This is a genomic window from Geodermatophilus sp. SYSU D00766 (genome assembly GCF_054049915.1).
This window is the reverse complement of sequence record NZ_JBJGYI010000003.1, coordinates 208,247-226,594: the sequence shown is the minus strand read 5'-3', so window position 1 is coordinate 226,594 and position 18,348 is coordinate 208,247. Positions and strand designations below refer to the sequence as shown.

At 75.5% G+C, this 18,348-nt stretch carries 18 protein-coding genes; 7 read left to right on the top strand and 11 right to left on the bottom strand.

The genetic code is table 11. The features are described 5' to 3' along the window. Window positions 1-149 precede the first annotated feature (149 nt). Complete coding sequence (locus ACI8AD_RS04700; protein ID WP_456869369.1) at window positions 150-1,934, bottom strand: MDR family MFS transporter; 1,785 nt, start codon at window positions 1,932-1,934, stop codon at window positions 150-152. Then, on the bottom strand, window positions 1,931-2,458 hold the full coding sequence (locus tag ACI8AD_RS04695) for a MarR family winged helix-turn-helix transcriptional regulator (protein ID WP_456869368.1): 528 nt from the start codon (window positions 2,456-2,458) through the stop codon (window positions 1,931-1,933). Before ACI8AD_RS04695 ends, ACI8AD_RS04700 begins: the two co-directional genes overlap by 4 nt. A 265-nt stretch (window positions 2,459-2,723) precedes the next feature. Between ACI8AD_RS04695 and hrpA the strand changes: the two genes are divergently transcribed. Continuing rightward, complete coding sequence (gene hrpA / locus ACI8AD_RS04690) at window positions 2,724-6,695, top strand: ATP-dependent RNA helicase HrpA (protein ID WP_456869367.1); 3,972 nt, start codon at window positions 2,724-2,726, stop codon at window positions 6,693-6,695. A gap of 12 nt (window positions 6,696-6,707) precedes the next feature. On the opposite strand, the gene ACI8AD_RS04685 is transcribed toward hrpA, so the two are convergent. Beyond that, on the bottom strand, window positions 6,708-7,088 hold the full coding sequence (locus ACI8AD_RS04685) for a hypothetical protein (RefSeq protein WP_456869366.1): 381 nt from the start codon (window positions 7,086-7,088) through the stop codon (window positions 6,708-6,710). 216 nt (window positions 7,089-7,304) lie between these two features. Between ACI8AD_RS04685 and ACI8AD_RS04680 the strand changes: the two genes are divergently transcribed. The 3 genes from ACI8AD_RS04680 to ACI8AD_RS04670 all read left to right on the top strand — a co-directional run bounded on the left by ACI8AD_RS04680 (window position 7,305) and on the right by ACI8AD_RS04670 (window position 9,011). Beyond that, entirely contained in the window at window positions 7,305-7,694 is a 390-nt protein-coding gene (locus ACI8AD_RS04680) for an ATP-binding protein (RefSeq protein ID WP_456869365.1), read from the top strand. A 76-nt stretch (window positions 7,695-7,770) separates the two neighbouring features. Beyond that, entirely contained in the window at window positions 7,771-7,950 is a 180-nt protein-coding gene (locus ACI8AD_RS04675; protein ID WP_456869364.1) for a hypothetical protein, read from the top strand. A 248-nt stretch (window positions 7,951-8,198) separates the two neighbouring features. Next, a complete protein-coding gene (locus tag ACI8AD_RS04670) occupies window positions 8,199-9,011 on the top strand; it encodes an NAD-dependent epimerase/dehydratase family protein (RefSeq protein WP_456869429.1) in 813 nt (270 codons plus the stop codon). A gap of 68 nt (window positions 9,012-9,079) precedes the next feature. Here ACI8AD_RS04670 and ACI8AD_RS04665 read toward each other — a convergent pair whose 3' ends face one another. Beyond that, window positions 9,080-10,390, bottom strand: coding sequence for a sulfate adenylyltransferase subunit 1 (locus tag ACI8AD_RS04665; RefSeq protein ID WP_456869363.1), 1,311 nt, complete (start codon window positions 10,388-10,390; stop codon window positions 9,080-9,082). A 101-nt stretch (window positions 10,391-10,491) separates the two neighbouring features. On the opposite strand from ACI8AD_RS04665, the gene ACI8AD_RS04660 reads away from it, so the two are divergent. Further along, window positions 10,492-10,722: a hypothetical protein gene (locus ACI8AD_RS04660; RefSeq protein ID WP_089401987.1), complete on the top strand. Its 231-nt coding sequence runs from the start codon at window positions 10,492-10,494 to the stop codon at window positions 10,720-10,722. Here ACI8AD_RS04660 and cysD read toward each other — a convergent pair. The 6 genes from cysD to ACI8AD_RS04630 all read right to left on the bottom strand — a co-directional run bounded on the left by cysD (window position 10,676) and on the right by ACI8AD_RS04630 (window position 16,246). Continuing rightward, window positions 10,676-11,587 carry a sulfate adenylyltransferase subunit CysD gene (gene cysD / locus ACI8AD_RS04655; RefSeq protein WP_456869362.1) on the bottom strand — a complete coding sequence of 304 codons (912 nt, stop codon included), beginning with the start codon at window positions 11,585-11,587 and terminating at the stop codon, window positions 10,676-10,678. The two genes, ACI8AD_RS04660 and cysD, sit on opposite strands and share 47 nt — an antisense overlap. Window positions 11,588-11,610: 23 nt before the next feature. Next, window positions 11,611-12,336: an inositol monophosphatase family protein gene (locus ACI8AD_RS04650; RefSeq protein ID WP_456869361.1), complete on the bottom strand. Its 726-nt coding sequence runs from the start codon at window positions 12,334-12,336 to the stop codon at window positions 11,611-11,613. Beyond that, complete coding sequence (locus ACI8AD_RS04645; RefSeq protein ID WP_456869360.1) at window positions 12,333-13,052, bottom strand: PaaI family thioesterase; 720 nt, start codon at window positions 13,050-13,052, stop codon at window positions 12,333-12,335. The genes ACI8AD_RS04650 and ACI8AD_RS04645 overlap by 4 nt, the downstream gene beginning before the upstream one ends. Continuing rightward, entirely contained in the window at window positions 13,042-14,631 is a 1,590-nt protein-coding gene (locus tag ACI8AD_RS04640) for a sensor histidine kinase (RefSeq protein ID WP_456869359.1), read from the bottom strand. The genes ACI8AD_RS04645 and ACI8AD_RS04640 overlap by 11 nt, the downstream gene beginning before the upstream one ends. Then, window positions 14,628-15,356: a response regulator transcription factor gene (locus ACI8AD_RS04635; protein ID WP_089401992.1), complete on the bottom strand. Its 729-nt coding sequence runs from the start codon at window positions 15,354-15,356 to the stop codon at window positions 14,628-14,630. Before ACI8AD_RS04635 ends, ACI8AD_RS04640 begins: the two co-directional genes overlap by 4 nt. Window positions 15,357-15,469: 113 nt before the next feature. Beyond that, window positions 15,470-16,246: a siderophore-interacting protein gene (locus ACI8AD_RS04630; protein WP_456869358.1), complete on the bottom strand. Its 777-nt coding sequence runs from the start codon at window positions 16,244-16,246 to the stop codon at window positions 15,470-15,472. A 332-nt stretch (window positions 16,247-16,578) separates the two neighbouring features. Between ACI8AD_RS04630 and ACI8AD_RS04625 the strand changes: the two genes are divergently transcribed. Together ACI8AD_RS04625 and ACI8AD_RS04620 are read left to right on the top strand one after the other, a co-directional pair. Further along, window positions 16,579-16,788, top strand: a complete 210-nt coding sequence (locus ACI8AD_RS04625; protein WP_456869357.1) for a DUF2945 domain-containing protein — start codon at window positions 16,579-16,581, stop codon at window positions 16,786-16,788. A 25-nt stretch (window positions 16,789-16,813) separates the two neighbouring features. Then, window positions 16,814-17,245, top strand: a complete 432-nt coding sequence (locus tag ACI8AD_RS04620) for a DUF2795 domain-containing protein (RefSeq protein ID WP_456869356.1) — start codon at window positions 16,814-16,816, stop codon at window positions 17,243-17,245. A 25-nt stretch (window positions 17,246-17,270) separates the two neighbouring features. Here the strand turns inward: ACI8AD_RS04620 and ACI8AD_RS04615 are convergent, their stop codons facing one another. After that, complete coding sequence (locus tag ACI8AD_RS04615) at window positions 17,271-18,338, bottom strand: hypothetical protein (protein ID WP_456869355.1); 1,068 nt, start codon at window positions 18,336-18,338, stop codon at window positions 17,271-17,273. Window positions 18,339-18,348: the final 10 nt, after the last annotated feature.

Sequence of the window (18,348 nt, the reverse complement as noted above, 5' to 3'; positions counted from 1 at the left end):
CCAGCGTGTCGGTGATCACCGTCCGACGGCGTGCACTTCCCCGGACGTGCACGATCCCGGGCACCGGACGTGCGAGCCGACGCCCGACGCCCGGAACGACGACGAGGCCCCTCCCGGTGCGGGGAGGGGCCTCGTCGTCGTGCGGGGTGTCAGCCGCGGTGCCGGCCGGCCGGCTCCGCGTCGCCGGGTCGCCCGGCCGGGGGAGCCGTCGACGTCGGCGCGGCCTCGCCCGCGGCCTGCACGGCCTGCGCGCCGGGGCCGGCGTCCGGGCCGGTGGCCTGCTGCGCGGCCTGCTGCGCGGCCTGCTGCGCCTGGATTCCCGACTGGGTGCGCAGCTCGAGCTGCGGGAGGAACCACAGGACGACGAAGCCGACCGCCACGACCGCGGCGGCGACCATGAACACCAGGTCGAGGGTGTTGGAGAAGCCGACGCGGAACGGCGTGATCAGCGCCGGGAAGGCGTCGATCGCGCTCGTGTCGGACAGCACCTGGTCGGCGCCGGCCTGCTGCAGCGCGGCCGCCTGCTGCGCCGCCTCGGGGCTGGTCTGGGCCGCCTGCCGGATCTGGTCGGGGATCTCCGTCCCGAGCCGGGTGAACAGGATCGACAGGAACGCCGCCGTCCCGATCGTGCCGCCCATCTGCCGGAAGAACGTCACCGACGAGGTGGCGACGCCGATCTCCCGCGGCGACACCGCGTTCTGTACCGCGAGGATGACCGGCTGCATGTTGAAGCCGAGGCCCACGCCGAGCAGCAGCATGAAGGGCGCCAGCGTCCAGATCGAGGTGTCGGCCCCGACCACGAGGGACAGCGCGACGAGCGCGACGACCATGAGGACGACGCCGACGAGCGGGAAGACCTTGTACCTGCCGGTCCGCGCGATCGTCTGACCGGAGGTCATGGCGCCGGTCATGATGCCCAGCACGAGCGGCAGCATCTGCAGGCCCGCGACCGTCGGGCTCGAGCCGTGGACGACCTGCAGGTACTGCGGGAGCAGCAGGATGCCGCCGAACATGCCGGCACCGAGCACGATGCTCGACGCGCTGCTCACCGAGAACGTGCGGTTGGCGAACATCCGCAGCGGCAGGATCGCGTCGTCGCGGTAGGCCCGCTCGGCCAGGACGAACGCGGCCAGGCCGACCGCGCCGATGGCGTAGCAGCTCAGCGCCCGGCCCGAGGTCCACCCCCACAGGCGGCCCTGCTCGGCCACGATGAGCAGCGGCACGAGGAACGTGACCAGCGCCAGCGCGCCCGGCCAGTCGATGCGGTGGTCGCGCCGCTGGTGCGGCAGGTGCAGGACCCGCATGACCACGGCGAAGGCCGCGACGGCGAGCGGCACGTTGACCCAGAAGATCCACCGCCACCCGGTGAGGCCGAGGATCGACCCCTGCCCGGCGAGGAACCCGCCGATGACCGGGCCGAGCACGCTCGAGGTGCCCCACACCGCCATGAAGTAGCCCTGGTACTTCGAGCGCTCCCGGGGCGGGACGACGTCGGCGATGATGGCCAGCGCCAGCGACATCAGGCCGCCGGCGCCGATGCCCTGGACGGCGCGGTAGGCGGCCAGCTGGTACATCGAGTCGGCGATGCCGCAGAGGGCCGAGCCGATCGCGAACACGGCGATGGCGAACAGGTAGAAGGGCCGCCGGCCGTAGATGTCGGAGAGCTTGCCGTAGAGCGGCGTGGCGATCGTCGAGGTGATGAGGAACGCCGTCGTCGCCCAGGCCTGCAGGTCGTAGCCCTGCAGGTCGTCGGCGATGGTGCGGATGGCCGTCGAGACCACGGTCTGGTCGAGCGCGGCCAGGAACATGCCGAGCATGAGGCCGGACAGGATCGTGAGGATCTGCCGGTGGGTGAAGGCGCCGGAGGCGTCCGGTGCGGCCGCGGCGCGGGCGCCGCCGGGCCCGCCGGCCCGGCGGGCGGTGGTCTGGCTCATGACTGCTCTCTCGGGACGGGAGGTGCGGAGGGGGAGCGGGGATCGGACGGCAACGCCGCCGTGAGGTCGTCGAGCAGGCGCCCGAACAGCCCGGTGAGGGTGGCGAGGTCGGTGTCGGACCAGTCGGCGAGCATCGTGCCGAGCTGGGCGGCGCGCTCCTCGGCCAGCCGCTCCACGGCCGCGTGCCCGGCGTCGGTGACGACCAGCAGGGAGGCGCGGCCGTCGTTCTCGTCGGCCACCCGCTGCACCAGCCCCTGCTCGACGAGCGAGGCGACGTGCCGGCTGACCGTGGAGGGGTCGGCGTGCACGACCTCGGCCAGGGCGCTCTGGCGCAGCGGCCCGAGGCGGGTGAGCGGGAAGAGCAGCACCAGCGCCGCGCGCTCGCGCCCGTCGATCGCGGACGGGAGCGACTTGAAGGCGTGGACCAGCCGGATGAGGCGGGGGAACTGCTCGGCGAGCCGGCGGACCTCGGCCGCCCGACGAGGGGCGGTGGTCCCGACGGCGGCCGGCGGGGAAGCGGGCACGGGGAGCTCCGGGCAGGAGGAGGGCTGTACGTGCACCGTACAAGACGTTGTGCCGTGCATGCAACCAGTTGCACGGTGCACGCGGTCAGGTCGGACGACGGCGTGGGGAGCCGGGCACCCGGTGGCGCGGACGGCGGAACAGGGACGCGCCCGCCGCCGTTGTCCTCCCTGGCCCCGGACGCCGCACGGCGCGGGCCTCCCCGATGCGATCCTGGCGGCGGAGCGGTCCCGCTCCCCGCCCCCTGGAAGGAAGCCGAGCACCGCCGTGACCGCGACCCTCCCGGACCTCCGGTCCCGGCTGGCCGCGCTGACCCTCGAGGACGAGCACCGGCTGGGCCGCCGTCTCGAGGGGCTGCGCCGCACCCGCGACGAGGCCGCGCGCGCCCGGGCGCTGGAGCGGATCGCCGCCGACGTCGCGGCCGCCGAGGGTCGCGTCGCCCGCAGGCGGGCCGCAGTCCCCGCGGTCACCTACCCCGAGGCGCTGCCGGTCAGCGCGCGCCGCGACGACATCGCCGCCGCGCTGCGCGAGCACCAGGTGGTCGTCGTCGCCGGGGAGACCGGCTCGGGCAAGACCACCCAGCTGCCCAAGATCGCCCTGGAGCTCGGCCGCGGCGTCCGCGGCCGGATCGGGCACACCCAGCCCCGGCGGATCGCCGCCCGCACGGTGGCCGAGCGCATCGCGGAGGAGCTCGACACCCCGCTGGGCGGGGCGGTGGGCTGGAAGGTCCGCTTCACCGACCAGGTCGGCGACGGCACGCTGGTCAAGCTCATGACCGACGGCGTGCTGCTGGCCGAGATCGCGCACGACCGGCTGCTGCGCCAGTACGACACGATCATCGTCGACGAGGCGCACGAGCGGAGCCTCACCATCGACTTCCTGCTGGGCTACCTCGCCCAGCTGCTGCCGCAGCGGCCCGACCTCAAGGTCGTCATCACCTCGGCCACGATCGACGTCGACCGGATCGCCAAGCACTTCGGTGTCGACGGCGCCGAGGTCCCCGTCGTCGAGGTCAGCGGCCGCACCTACCCGGTCGAGATCCGCTACCGGCCGGTGGTCGACCCCGACGACCCGGACGCCGACCCCGACCGCGACCAGGTCACCGCGATCGGGGACGCGGTCGAGGAGCTGGCGGCGGAGGGCCCCGGCGACGTGCTGGTCTTCCTGGCCGGCGAGCGGGAGATCCGCGACGCCGCGGACGGCCTCACCGAGCGCTTCCCCGGCGTCGAGGTGCTGCCGCTCTACTCCCGGCTGTCGACCGCCGACCAGCACCGCGTCTTCCAGCCGCACACCGGGCGGCGCATCGTGCTGGCCACCAACGTCGCCGAGACGTCGCTGACCGTGCCGGGCATCCGCTACGTCGTCGACCCCGGCACCGCCCGCATCTCCCGCTACAGCGCGCGGACCAAGGTGCAGCGGCTGCCGATCGAGCCGATCAGCCAGGCCTCGGCGCGGCAGCGCTCGGGCCGCTGCGGCCGCGTGGCCGAGGGCGTCGCGATCCGGCTCTACACCGAGGACGACTTCGACGCCCGCCCGGAGTACACCGACCCGGAGATCCTGCGCACCAGCCTGGCCGCGGTGCTGCTGCAGATGGCGGCGCTCGACCTCGGCGCGGTCGAGGACTTCCCGTTCGTCGACCCGCCCGACCGCCGCGCCGTCGCCGACGGCCGCGCCCTGCTCGAGGAGCTCGGGGCGCTGCAGGACGGGCGGCTCACCGACACCGGACGGGCGCTCGCGCAGCTCCCGCTCGACCCGCGGCTGGGCCGCATGGTGGTCGAGGCCGACCGCCGCGGCGTGCTGGAGGAGGTGCTGGTCATCGCCGCGGGCCTGACCATCCAGGACCCGCGCGAGCGCCCCGCCGAGCACCAGCAGGCCGCCGACCAGGCGCACGCCCGGTTCGCCGACGAGCACTCCGACTTCCTCACGCTGCTCAACCTCTGGCGGTACCTGACCGAGCAGCAGGACGCGCTCTCGGGCAGTGCCTTCCGCCGCACCGTCAAGCGCGAGTTCCTCCACTACCTGCGCATCCGCGAGTGGCAGGACCTGCACGGCCAGCTGCGCGGCACCGCCCGGCGGCTGGGCATGACCGTCGGCGACCTCGCCGCCGAGCCCGACGAGCGCGGCATCTCCGTCTCGCTGCTCGCCGGCCTGCTGTCCCAGGTCGGCCTGCAGCTCGAGGGACCGTCGGGGCGGCGGGGTGGGCAGGAAGCACAGCGACGGGACGGCGACCGGCGCCGCGGCGGTCGGGAGTACCTCGGCGCCCGCGGGGCCCGCTTCGTCATCGCGCCCGGCACCCCCCTGGCGAAGAAGCCGCCGCGGTGGGTGGTCGCCGCCGAGCTGGTGGAGACCAGCCGGCTGTTCGCCCGCACCGTGGCCCGCGTCGACCCCGACGACGTCGAGCGGCTGGCCGGCCACCTGGTGACGCGCGAGTACTCCGAGCCGCGGTGGGACGCCAAGCGGGGCTCGGTCGTGGCCAGCGAGCGGGTCACGCTCTACGGCATCCCGCTCGTCGTCGGCCGGCGGGTGCAGTACGGCTCCATCGACCCGGTCGTGTCCCGCGAGCTGTTCATCCGGCACGCGCTGGTGCAGGGCGAGTGGACGACGCACCACCGCTTCTGGGCCGAGAACCAGCGCGCGCTGGAGCGGGTGGCCGAGCTGGAGGAGCGGGCCCGCCGCCGGGACATCCGCGTCGACGACGAGACGCTGTTCGAGCTCTACGACGCGCGGGTCCCGGCCGACGTCGTCTCCACCCGGCACTTCGACCGCTGGTGGAAGCGGGCGCGGCACGAGACGCCGGACCTGCTCACCCTCACGCCGGAGGTGCTCACCAACGCGGCCGCGGCCGGGCAGCTGCGGGTCGAGGACTTCCCCGACGAGGTGCCCCTGACCCAGGGCCTCACCCTGCCCCTGTCCTACGCCTTCGCCCCCGGGACGCCGCAGGACGGCGTGACCGTCGACGTCCCCCTGGCCGTGCTCGACACCGTCACGGAGCAGACGTCGGGGGAGTCGCTGGCCTTCACCGTGCCCGGCCTGCGCGAGGAGCTGGTGACGGCGCTGCTGCGGACGCTGCCCAAGCAACTGCGCCGCGCGCTGGTGCCCATCCCCGACCGGGTCCGCGAGGTGCTGCCGCGCATCGCGCCGACCGAGCCGCTGCTGCCGGCGCTCGAGCGGGAGCTGCGGCGGTCGGCGGGCGTCGTCGTCCCGCCGGACGCCTGGCAGCCGGCCCAGGTGCCCGACCACCTGCGGGCGACCTTCCGGGTGCTGGACGACGCCGGCCGCGCGTTGGCGACGGGCAAGGAGCTGCCGCGGCTGCGCGCCCAGGTGGCGCCGCAGGCCCGGGCCAGCCTGGCCCGCGCGGCCTCCGACCTGGAGCGCACCGGGCTGACCGCCTGGACGATCGGGGAGCTGCCCCGCACCGTCGAGGTCCGGCGCGGCGGGCACGTGGTCACCGCCTTCCCGGCGCTGGTCGACGAGGGCGCCACCGCCGGCGTCCGGGTGGTGGCCACCGAGGCCGAGGCCACCCGGCTGACCTGGCGGGGCGCACGCCGGCTGCTGGTGCTGGTGGCCGGCTCGCCGACCCGGCAGGTGGTCAAGGGCATGTCGCCGAGCACCCGGCTCTCGCTGCAGTTCAACCCCGACGGCGAGATCCCCGCGCTGGTCGGCGACTGCGTCGACGCCGCGGCCGACGAGCTGGTCGCCGCCGCCGGCGGGCCGCCGCGCGACGAGGCCACCTTCACCGCGCTGGTCGCCACGGCCCGCCAGCAGCTGCTGCCGCTCACGCAGGACGCCGTCCGGCGCGTGGAGGCGGTGCTGACCCAGGCCCGCGAGGTCGCCGTCGCGATCGGCGCCGCGCCGGGACGCCGGGTGCCCGACGCGGCGATCGCCGACCTGCGCCGCCAGATGGGCGGCCTGCTGCACCGCGGCTTCGTGGCCGACGCCGGCCGCCGCCGGCTGCCCGACCTGGTGCGCTACCTGCGGGCGATGGCCCACCGGCTGGAGAAGCTGCCGGCCAACGCCGCGCGCGACGCGCTGTGGATGGACCAGGTCGCCGCGGTCACGGCCGAGTACGAGCAGCTGCGCCGGCAGGTGCCGCCCACCGGGGCTCCCGACGACCCGGTCGCGCGGATCCGCTGGATGCTCGAGGAGCTGCGGGTGGGGCTGTTCGCGCAGCAGATCGGCACGCCGCGCCCGGTGTCCGAGCAGCGGCTCTACAAGGCCATCGACGCCCTGATCGCCTGAGGCCCCGGCGGGTCACTCGCGCAGCAGGGCGGAGATGCGCTGGCGGGTCACGCCGTAGAGGGCGGCGATCCGGTTGATGCTCACCCGCTCGTCCTGCAGCGCGCGGGCCTGCGCCCGACGCCACGCCGAGCCGGCGCCGGCCAGCCCGGACAGCACCGTGCTGACCCGCTCGACGACGAGCGGGCGGGTCTCGGCCGTGACGATGTCGAGCCACGACCGGCCCGCCCGCCGCTCGGAGAGCAGCAGCTCGGCGCGCGTGCGCGCCTCCTGCAGCTCGGCGGCGCAGCGGTCGATCGCGCGCACGAGGTCCTCGAGGGCCCGCAGGGCGGTGTCCTCCGCGGCCCCGGGATCACCGACCGGCTCGTCCGGTGCCGGCTGCGGTCCTGCCGTCACGGGTCGTCCTCCCCGTCTCCGCCGGCGGTCGGCTCCCGCCGGGTCGGTTGCACGCTATCTTGTTGAACCCCTCGTTGCACGCAGTGCCCGTGGCACGCAACGTCCCCTTCCGGCGCAAGCGGTCGTTGCGACCCGTCCGCCGACCTGTCAGGCTCGGGCCGCTTCAGTCGTGCACAACGCATCAGGGCCCCCGGTGCCCGGCCCAGGGAGACCTCGATGTCGACACTCACCGCGCGGGTGGACCTCCCACCCTCGGCGCGCAGCGTCCCGGTGGCCCGGCACCTCGCCCGCGAGGTGCTGCTCGCCTGGGACGCACCCCAGGACAGCGCGGACGTGGAGCTGCTCGTCACCGAGCTGGTGGCCAACGTCGTCGACCACGTGGGCGGGGAGAGCGTGCTGTCCCTGGAGCTCGAGTACTCCGACGGCTGGCTGCGCATCGCCGTCGCCGACGGCAGCGCCGTGCGCCCGGTCGTCGGCGAGCTGCGCGGCGACCAGCCCCGCGGCCGGGGCATGCAGATCGTCGACGCCATCGCCGACGACTGGGGCGTCGAGGACGTCGACGGCGGCAAGCGGGTGTGGTTCTCCCTGCAGCCCGGGCAGGGCTGAGACCGGCGCCGCGTTTCGCGCGCGGGCGCACCGGGGAGGGCCCGGGGGACCGATGCCGCCCGACGGAGGAGACGCGATGAGCGAGCCCAGCAGCCACACCGAGGCCGCCGGCGAGGGCCTGTCCGACGAGGAGATGGCGCAGACCGTCGCCGACCAGACCGACAGCGCCTCGGGGCACGCCTACCAGGCCGGCAAGGACTGGGACGGCGACGCGAGCCAGGCCCCGGCGCCGCCGGACGCCGACAGCCAGCAGTAGAACGGGCGGCCCCGGCCCTCCGGCCGGGGTCCCCACCGCCGCCCGGCGCGCGCCGGGCACCCGACGGCCGGAGCCGGCGGTCGGGACCGACGCTCGGATCGGAACGCCATCAACCCCCACAGCAGCACCTCCTCCGCCGGGGAGCCTCCCCGGTGACCGGGACCCCCGACCCGCGGGCCGGCCGTCCCCGGCACGTCCTGGTGACCGGCGGCAGCGGCAAGCTCGGCCGCGCGGTCGTCGAGCTGCTCGTGCAGCGCGGTCACCGGGTGTCGGTCGTGGACCTCGTGCACCCCGGCCGCTCCGACGTCGCCTGGACCCGGGCCGACCTCACCGACTACGGCCAGGCCGTCGGCGTGCTGACCGGGGTCGACGACCGGTGGCCGGCCCCGGACGCGGTCGTCCACCTGGCGGCGCTCCCCGCCCCGGGCCTGCGACCCGACGCGACGCTGTTCGCCGCGAACGTGACGACGACGTACAACGTCTTCGCCGCCGCCCGCGTCGCCGGCATCGACACCGTGGTGTGGGCCTCCAGCGAGACGGTGCTGGGACTGCCGTTCGACACCCCGCCGCCCTACCTGCCCCTCGACGAGGGCTGCGGGCCGACCCCCAACTCGTCCTACTCGCTGTCGAAGACGCTGGAGGAGGAGATGGCGCGGCAGTTCGCCCGGTGGCGGCCGGAGCTGTCGATCATCGGGTTGCGCTTCTCCAACGTCATGGACCCCGCCGACTACGCGGAGTTCCCCTCCTTCGACGCCGACCCGGCGCTGCGGCGGTGGAACGCGTGGTCCTACATCGACGCGCGGGACGGCGCCGGTGCGGTGCTGGCCGCGCTGGACCACCCCGGCCGCGGCGCGGAGGTCTTCGTCATCGCCAACGCCGACACCGTCATGAGCCGGCCCAGCGCCGAGCTCGCCGCCGAGCAGTTCCCCGGCGTCCCGGTGCGCGGCCCGGTGGAGGGCACCCAGGCCCTGATGAGCAGCGAGCGCGCCCGGCGGGTGCTCGGCTGGACGCCGGTGCACAGCTGGCGCGACGAGGTGGACGGCCCCCCAGCCGGCACGTGAGGTGCTGGATCGGCCCCCGTGCAGGGCCCCGCCGCGAGCGTGCGAGCGGCGGGGGCGCGGGGGTCCCTCTAGTGGGGGACGAGCATCCCGGCGCCGACGGTGGCGTTGGTGGCCTCGTCGACCAGGATGAACCGGCCGGTGGCCCGGTTGTGCGTGTAGTCGTCGACGAACAGCGGCTGGGTGGTGCGCAGCCGCACCCGGCCGATGTCGTTGAGGCCGAGCTCGCCGGCCTCCTCCTCGTGCTCGAGGGTGTTGACGTCGAGCCGGTGGACGACCTCCTTGACCACCGCTCGCACGCCGCGGGTGGTGTGCTTGACCGCCAGCCGCTGCCGCGGCCGCAGCGGCGCGTCGGCCATCCAGCAGACCAGTGCGTCGAGGTCCTGGGTCACCTCGGGTGCGCCCTGCGGCGCGCAGAGCAGGTCGCCGCGGGAGACGTCGAGGTCGTCGGCCAGCCGCACGGTGACCGCCATGGGCGGGAAGGCGGCGTCCACCGGGCCGCGGGGGCCGTCGATGGCCGCGACCGTCGTCGTCCGGCCGCCGGGCAGCACCTGCACCTCGTCGCCGGGGCGCAGCACGCCGCTGGCCACCGTGCCGGCGTAGCCGCGGTAGTCGTGGAAGGCGTCCGACTGCGGCCGGATCACGTACTGGACGGGGAAGCGGACGTCGGTGAGGTTGCGGTCGCCGGCCACCTCCACCGACTCCAGGTGCTCCAGCAGCGCCGGGCCGCCGTACCAGGGCGCGGCGTCGGAGCGGGTGACGACGTTGTCCCCGCGCAGCGCCGAGATCGGGACGACGGTCAGGTCGGGGACGTCGAGCCGAGCGGCGAAGGCGCGGAACTCGTCGCGGATCGCCTCGAAGGCCTCCTGCGACCACCCGACCAGGTCCATCTTGTTGACGGCGACCACCAGGTGCGGCACCCGCAGCAGCGCCGCGAGGTAGGCGTGCCGCCGGCTCTGCTCCTGGATGCCCTTGCGGGCGTCGACCAGCACGATCGCCAGGTCCGCCGTCGAGGCGCCGGTGACCGTGTTGCGGGTGTACTGCACGTGCCCGGGGGTGTCGGCGAGGATGAACGTGCGCCGCGGGGTGCTGAAGTAGCGGTAGGCGACGTCGATGGTGATGCCCTGCTCCCGCTCGGCGCGCAGGCCGTCGGTGAGCAGCGCGAGGTCGACGTAGTCGCCGCGGCTGGCCCGCTCGATCGCCGCGTACTGGTCCTCGAAGACGGCCTTGCTGTCGTAGAGCAGCCGGCCGATCAGGGTGCTCTTGCCGTCGTCGACCGAGCCGGCGGTGGCGATGCGGAGGATGTCCCGGCGCGCCGTCGCGATCTCGGCCGCCTGCTCGGCGGCGGCGGAGTGGACGTCGACGACGGACTGCTCGGACATGGACTCCATCTTCCCCAGCGGTCCGCGGTCGGCGGCGCGCGGGGCCGTCGTCGGGGACGCTGGTGGCGGCGGGGTCACCGACCCCCCGGGGAGGAGCGGCGGTGGGCGGGCTCGTGTTCCTCGTGCCGGTGCTGCTGGTCGTGGTGGCCGGGTACTCGGTCGGTTACGTCGTGGCCGAGGCGCTCGGCGTCGGTGCGCCGGAGGCGGTGGGCTGGCCGGCGGGGCTGCTGCTGCTCGCGGTCACCGTCGTCGTCCTGCTGCGCTACCGGCGCCGGCGCCGGCGGCTCAGAAGTAGCCCTCCTTCTTCCGGTCCTCCATCGCCGCGTCGCTGACTCGGTCGTCGCCGCGGGTGGCGCCGCGCTCGGTCATGCGGGTCACGGCGATCTCGGCGATGACCTCCTCGACCGTCGTGGCCTCCGAGCGCACCGCGGCGGTGAGGTTGGCGTCGCCCACGGTCCGGTAGCGGACGGTGGCCCGGGAGACCGGCTCGCCCTCGCGGGGGCGGACGAACTCGTTGACGGCGTAGAGCATCCCCTGCCGCTCGACGACCTCCCGCTCCCGCGCGAGGTACAGCGGCGGGATGGCGATGGACTCGCGCGCGATGTACTGCCAGACGTCGAGCTCGGTCCAGTTCGACAGCGGGAAGACGCGGATCGACTCGCCGAGGTGGATCCGTCCGTTGTAGAGGTCCCACAGCTCCGGCCGCTGGTTCTTCGGGTCCCACTGGCCGAACTCGTCGCGGAAGGAGAACACCCGCTCCTTGGCGCGGGCCTTGTCCTCGTCGCGGCGGGCCCCGCCGAACAGCGCGGTGAAGCCGTGCTCCTCGACCGCCTCGAGCAGCACCGGCGTCTGGATCCGGTTGCGCGAGCCGTTGGGCTCCTCGCGCACCAGGCCGCGGGTCATCGCGTCGGGCACCGAGGCGACGACGAGCTCGACACCCAGCTCGGCCACCCGCCGGTCGCGGAACTCGAGGACCTCGGGGAAGTTCAGGCCGGTGTCGACGTGCATCACCGGGAACGGGATGCGGGCCGGCGCGAACGCCTTGCGGGCCAGCTCGAGCATGACGATCGAGTCCTTGCCGCCGGAGAACAGCAGCACCGGGCGCTCGAGCTCGGCGGCCACCTCGCGGATGACGTGGATGGACTCGGCCTCGAGCGTCTCCAGCTGGGTCAGCCGGTGGTCGGTCGTCAGCGTCACCCCGCCAGTGTCCGCCACGCGGGTCAGCCCACCGCGGCCAGGAGGTCGGCGGCCAGCTCCGGCCGGCAGACCAGCAGGTCGGGCAGGGAGGGGTCGGGCTCGTTGTAGCGCAGCGGCGACCCGTCGAGCCGGACGGCGGTCAACCCCGCGGCCTGCGCGACGGCGACCGGGGCGGCGGAGTCCCACTGGTACATGCCCCCGGCGTGCACGTAGGCGTCGACCTCGCCGCGCACCACCGCCGTCGTCTTCCACCCGGCCGAGCCCAGCGGCACCAACTCGCCGCCGACCGCCCGCGCCGCGGCCGCGGCCTGCGCCGGCGGGCGCGTCCGGCTGACCGCGATCCGCGGCCGGCGGGGCGCCGCCGGGGGCGGCGGGGGAGCGGGGTCGGTGAGGAGCACCTCGTCGACGGCGGGCAGCGCGACGGCGGCCGCGCTCAGCCGACCCGACGCCCACAGCGCCACGTGGACGGCGAAGTCGGACCGGTCCGTCTCGCCGTACTCGCGCGTGCCGTCGAGCGGGTCGACGATCCAGACGCGCCCGGCCCCGAGGCGGCTGCGGTCGTCGGCGGCCTCCTCGCTGAAGACGACGTCGTCGGGCCGGTGCCGCGCCAGCACGGCGGTGATCGCCTCCTGCGCCGCGGCGTCCCCGGCGTCGCCGAGCGCCCGGCCGGTCAGCCCGCCGGCGCGCAGCTCCACCAGCACGCCGGCGGCCGCCCGCGCCGCGGCCGCGGCGACCTCGACGTCCCTCACCGGTCGCCGCCCGGGGCGGGCGCGGTCGCGTCGGTGGGCCGCTGCGGCGGGGCGTGCCGGCCGGAGGCGTCGGTGACCTCGGAGAAGTAGGCGGCGCGCAGCTCCTCGCGGGGCAGCACGAACACCGCCCGCGCCTCCACCAGCGGCAGGTCCGGCTCGGCGGCCAGCGCCATCGAGCCGGTGACGACGGACGTGCGGCCGCCGGACCCGGTGACCCGGCCGCGGCACACGACCGGGGTGCCCAGCGGGACCGGACGGCGGTAGTCGAGCTCGAGCCGCGCGGTCATGCCCCACAGGCCCGCGCGGATGGTGGCCGCACCGAGCACCTGGTCCATGACCAGGCCGCTCATCCCGCCGTGCAGGTAGCCCGGCGGGCCCTCGTGGGTCAGGCCGAAGGAGACCTCGCCGACGACACCGCCGGGCTCCTCACGCAGCACCAGCGGGGGCGCCAGCGCGCTGCCGACGCCGGTGACCGGGTTGTAGACCCGGCGGAACCGCACCGGGTCGTCCAGCGCCGGCAGCTGGGTGGCCGGCCGGGTCGAGGCGGCCAGCCGGGCGCCGGCCGCGCGCGCCGTGGCCGCGACCGCGCGCAGCTCCGCGGCCGGGACGGTGGTGCGCACCGAGGCCTCCACCAGGCCGCGCAGCGCGTCGCCCAGCTCGGTGACGGCCGCCATCAGGTCGATCTCGTAGGGGGCGCCGTCGTCGTCAGTGGTCACCCGCGGACGGTACGTCCGCGGGCGCGGGGCCCTCGGCGGGGACCCCGGAGGTCCCGAGGTCGGGCCCCGAGCGGGGCAGCCGGACGGTGAAGACCGCGCCCCGGCCGGGGGCGGTGTCCAGGGAGACGTCCCCGCCGTGCGCGGCGACCAGCGCCGCGACGATGGACAGCCCCAGGCCGGTGCCGCCGGCGGCGCGGCTGCGGGAGGCGTCGGCCCGGTAGAAGCGCTCGAACACCCGCGCGGCGTCCTCCGGCGCCATGCCCGGGCCCTCGTCGGCGACCCGCAGCACCACCCGGTCCCCGCCGCCGCTGGTGTCCTCGCTGATCGAGACGGTGACCGGCACCGTCTCCGGCGTGTGGGCCAGCGCGTTGGTCACCAGGTTGCCCAGCACCTGGCGCAGCCGCGCCTCGTCGCCGAGCACCACCGGCACCTCGGTCATCGCGTCGTCGACGTGCAGCGCCAGCGGCCGGTCCGGCTGCAGCACCCGGCCGTCGTGGACGGCGTCGCCGGCGAGCTCGGCGAGGTCGACCGGGGTGAGCGACAGCGGCCGCTGCTGGTCCAGGCGGGCGAGCTGCAGCAGGTCCTCGACGAGCAGGCCCATCCGCGCGCCCTCGCTCTCGATCCGCTGCATCAGCCGCGCCACCTCCTCGGGGCTGCCCGCGGCGCCCTGCCGGTAGAGCTCGGCGAAGCCGCGGATCGACGTCAGCGGGGTGCGCAGCTCGTGGCTGGCGTCGGCGACGAAGCGGCGCATCCGCTCCTCGGAGGCGCGCGCCTGCTCCTCCGAGGCCTGCTGGGAGCGGAAGGCGCTCTCGATGCGGGCGAGCATGCCGTTGAGGGCCTGCAGCAGCCGGCCCACCTCGGTGCGGCCGTCCCCGGAGGGGACCCGCTGGGACAGGTCGCCGGCGGCGATGGCCTGCGCTGTCCGCTCCACGGCGGCCAGCGGGCGCAGGCTGCTGCGCACCAGCCAGTAGCCGGCCAAGCCGAGGGCGGCCAGCACCACCAGGCCGACGACGACCTCGATGGTCACCAGCCGGCCGATCACCCGGTCGTCGCGGTCGAGGTCCCCGCCGACGACGACGGTCAGCCCGTTGGGCAGCGTCTCGGCGGTGACCCGCCAGAGGGTGTCCCCGTCGACCGAGCGGACCGAGTACGCCGCCGGGCCGCCCGGGCTGTCGCGGGGCGCGTGGTGGGCCGCGTCGGCGAGCGCCATCACCTGCGCGACGTCGAGGTCGGGCAGGGCGCCGTCGGCGAGCGGGCCGTAGATGACGACCGGCTCCGCGTCGCCGGGAACCCCGCAGGCCACGTAGCTGCCGAAGGTGACCAGCCGCTGCTGCCCACCGAGCAGGCAGGCGACGACGACGTCGTCGGACTCGCGCGCCTGGCGCAGCGCACTCTGCAGCTCCTGGTCCTGCTGGTCGACGAGGTAGCGCTTGAGCAGCGAGGTCGCCGTCAGGCCGGTGGCGACCAGGGCGAGGGTGACCAGCGCCAGGAGCAGCACCACCAGCGTGATGCGCAGCGGGACCCGCGGCAGCCGGAGGCCGCCGCGGGTCCAGGGTGTCGCGCCGGGGGGTCGGCTCACGAACCGCGCGGCAGCCGCAGCGTGTAGCCGACCCCGCGGATGGTGTGCAGCAGCCGGGGCTCGGTCGTGTCGATCTTGCGCCGCAGGTAGGAGATGTAGGACTCGACGACGTTGGCCTCGCCGTTGAAGTCGTAGTTCCACACGTGGTCGAGGATCTGCGCCTTCGACAGCACCCGCCCGGCGTTGGCCATCAGGTAGCGCAGCAGCTTGAACTCGGTGGGCGACAGGCTCACCACCTCGCCGGCCTTGACGACCTCGTGCGACTCCTCGTCGAGCTCGATGTCGGCGAAGGACAGCCGGGGGCTCTCGGCGGCGCGCTGCTGGCCGGTGCTGCGGCGCAGCACCGCCCGGATGCGGGCGAGCACCTCGTCGAGGCTGAAGGGCTTGGTGACGTAGTCGTCACCGCCGAGGGTCAGGCCGGAGACCTTGTCCTCGGCCGCGTCCCGGGCGGTGAGGAACAGCACCGGGGTGTGCCGGCCGCTCTCGCGCAGCCGCCGCACCACCCCGAAGCCGTCGAGCCCCGGCATCATCACGTCGAGGACGAGCAGGTCGGGACGGAACGACGCGGCCAGCGCCAGCGCCTGCTGGCCGTCGGACGCCGTGGCCACCTCGAACCCGGCGTAGCGCAGGCTCGCCGACAGCAGCTCGCGGATGTTGGGCTCGTCGTCGACCACCAGGAGGCGCGCCTCCGGGGCCGAGGATCGAGCGCTGCGCGTCCCCGTCACGACATCTCCCGTCGGACGCCTGGTCACCGTCGTCATGGTGCCCACCGTGCGTGGTGCTGCTGCGGCCGCCCTGGAGGGTACCTGTGAGGTCGCTGGACGTCGTCCGTCCCGCGTCAGCCGGCCGGCGCCATGGCCCGGCCGCGCCGCCAGTAGCCGATCGCGTGGTGCTGCGCCCGGGACAGCCCCCACCGGCCGCGCAGGTCCGCGCGCACCGCCCGGACGGCGGCCGACTCGGCGGCGACCCACGCGAACAGGCCGTCCCCGGCGGGGCGTCCGAGCGCGGCGACGGCGTCGGCCAGCAGCGTGCCCTCCCCCGGCGGGGTGCCGCCGCGGTGCAGCCAGCGCACCTCGACGCCGGCCGGCGCGGCCAGCGGCTGCTCCTCCTCGGCCCCGGCCACCTCGAGCAGTGCGGTGCCGACGGCGTCCGGAGCGGCCGCGGCGAGGATCCGGCTGATCGCCGGCAGCGCCGTCTCGTCCCCGGCCAGCAGGAGCGTGCCGGCCGGCCGGTCGCCGAGCGGGCCGCTGCCGGCCACCCCCAGCACCGCGCCCGGAGCCGCGGCGGCGGCCCAGGCGGCGGCGGGGCCGTCGCCGTGCAGGACGAAGTCGATCTCGACCTCGCCGCGCCGCGGGTCCTGCCGCCGTGCGGTGTAGCTGCGCAGGCTCACCCCGTGGGCGCCGACCGGCCACACGACCCGCCCGTCGCGCGCCACGGCCGGCCAGCGGGGGTCCGGGTCGCCCACGCGTGGCACCAGCAGGTTGACGGTGGGCCCGGCGGCGGCCACGGCCTCGGCGGTGCCCGAGAGGACGACCCGGCGGACCGAGGGCGTGGGGTCGGCGACGGAGACGACGGTGAGGACGTCGGCCGCGCGGGCGTCCCCGGGTGCAGTCACGACGGGAGCGTAGGCACCGGCTGCCGGTGGGGGCCGACCCGGCCGACCCCGGGGGAATGGGGTCGACCGGGCCGGCGATCGAGGACGGAGGGATGTCACTGAGCGTCACCACTGCTCGACGCTCAGCAGCAGGTTCGCCCGGACGCCCCCGTCGACGGCAACGCTACGTGATCGGACGCCGGTTGGCACTGCCCGATCGGGTGGCGCTCCTCCGCCGAGGGGTGATCGGGATCCCGGTCCGGATCCGCGGCGGGCGTGCGGGTGCCCATGTGTGCCCCCCGGACGGGAGGGGCACCGGGGAGGGACCCACCCGACGCCGACGGAGGACGGACATGGCCGACGACTTCACGAAGGGTGACCACGTCACCTGGAACAGCCACGGGAGCACGACCGAGGGCACGGTGACGAAGAAGATCACCGAGGAGACCGAGGCCGGCGGCCGGAAGGTGAAGGCCAGCGCCGACGACCCGCAGTACGAGGTGGAGAGCGACAAGAGCGGCAAGACGGCGGTGCACAAGCCGTCGGCCCTGCACGAGAAGTGAGCCGCACCGGAAGAGGAGAGACACCGTGAGCGAGACCGACGACCGCTTCGCCGGGGCGTCATCGCGCAGCAACAAGCACAACCCGCGGCTCGACGAGGAGATCGAGCACGAGATCCAGGGGATGCTCAAGGGCAACCACGCGACGCGCGCGGAGGAGTTCCGCGAGGTCGAGCCGGTGGCCGAGGGTGAGCCGGACATGAACGGCGACCCCGAGGGGACGCTGATCGGCGGGGTCCCGGTGGGCATGACCGAGGACGCCGTGGTCGCCCGCGCCGAGCTGGCGCGGTGGCTCGTGCGCGCCGACTTCCCGAACGACGGGCCGGGCCTGGTCGAGGCGGCGCTCGACCACCGGGCGCCCGACGTGGTGGTGACCGAGCTGCAGCGGCTGCCCGAGGGGGAGAGCTACGAGCGCATCGGCGACGTCGTCCGCGCGCTCGGGTACCCGACCGAGACCTGACCGGCAGGTCCGCCGAGGAGGAGGCTCAGGAGCTCAGCCGCTCCTGGGCCTCCTCGTCGTTCTCCTCGTTCTCCGCGATCTCCTCGGCGCCGCGCCGGCGGAACAGCTTCGAGCCGGGGAAGCCCTTCACCACCTGACGCAGGTCCTGCATGGTGTCGACCAGGTCGTGCACGTCGGTCCCGACGCTCTCCAGCGAGGACAGGACGGGGATCACCGTCTGGTCCAGCGAGTCGACGAGGGTCGGCAGCCGGTCGACGAGCGCGACCAGCGCCTCGACCTCGTGCGGCTCCACCGTCTCGGCCAGCCGGCGCACCGCCGGCGTCAGCCGGGCCAGCGGCTCCTCGTAACCGGCCAGCAGCGGGTCGATCCGGCCGACCAGGCCCTCGGTCCGCTCGACGGCGTCGCCCGCGCGGTCGGTGGTCGAGCGGGCCGCCTCCACCGCCTCGTCGGCGCGCTGCTGGATCTGCCGCACGGAGGAGATGGCGTCGTCGGCGCGCTCCTGCGTGCCCTGGACGGCGGTGATCGCGTCGTCGGCGCGCTGTTGGATCTGCCGCACGGTCGTGATGGCGTCGTCGGCTCGCTGCTGGGTGCCGGCCACCGCGGTGATCGCGTCGTCGGCCCGCTGCTGGGTGGTGCCGACGGCGGTGATCGCGTCGTCCGCGCGCTTCTGCGTGCTCTCCACGGCGGTGATGGCCTCGTCGGCGCGGCGCTGGGTGGTGCCGACCGCGGTGATCGCGTCGTCCGCCCGCTGCCGGGTGGCGCCGACGGCATCGATCGCGCCGTCGGCGCGCTGCCGCGTCCCGTCCACGGCGGCGATCTCCGCGTCCGCCCGTCGCCGCGTGGCGTCCACGGCCGCGATCTCGGCGTCGGCCCGCTCCCGGGTGGCGCCCACGGCCGCGATGGCGCGGTCGGCGTGCTCGGCGAGGTCCTCGACGCGGCCGACGGCCCGGTCGACGCGGTCGAGCAGGCCCTCCAGGCGGCCCACCGCCGCGGTCACCCGCGGCAGCAGGGCCAGCGCCTCGCCGACGCCGTCGCGCAGGCTCTCGACGGCGGAGAGGACGTCGGACGGACCGGGGATCGAGGGCAGCCGCACGCGCCGACGC

Coding starts and splice junctions, on each gene's coding strand:
- ACI8AD_RS04700 (WP_456869369.1), bottom strand. CDS start 1,934: ATGAGCCAGACCACCGCCCGCCGGGCCGGCGGGCCCGGCGGCGCCCGC.
- ACI8AD_RS04680 (WP_456869365.1), top strand. CDS start 7,305: ATGTCGACACTCACCGCGCGGGTGGACCTCCCACCCTCGGCGCGCAGC.
- ACI8AD_RS04675 (WP_456869364.1), top strand. CDS start 7,771: ATGAGCGAGCCCAGCAGCCACACCGAGGCCGCCGGCGAGGGCCTGTCC.
- ACI8AD_RS04665 (WP_456869363.1), bottom strand. CDS start 10,390: ATGTCCGAGCAGTCCGTCGTCGACGTCCACTCCGCCGCCGCCGAGCAG.
- ACI8AD_RS04625 (WP_456869357.1), top strand. CDS start 16,579: ATGGCCGACGACTTCACGAAGGGTGACCACGTCACCTGGAACAGCCAC.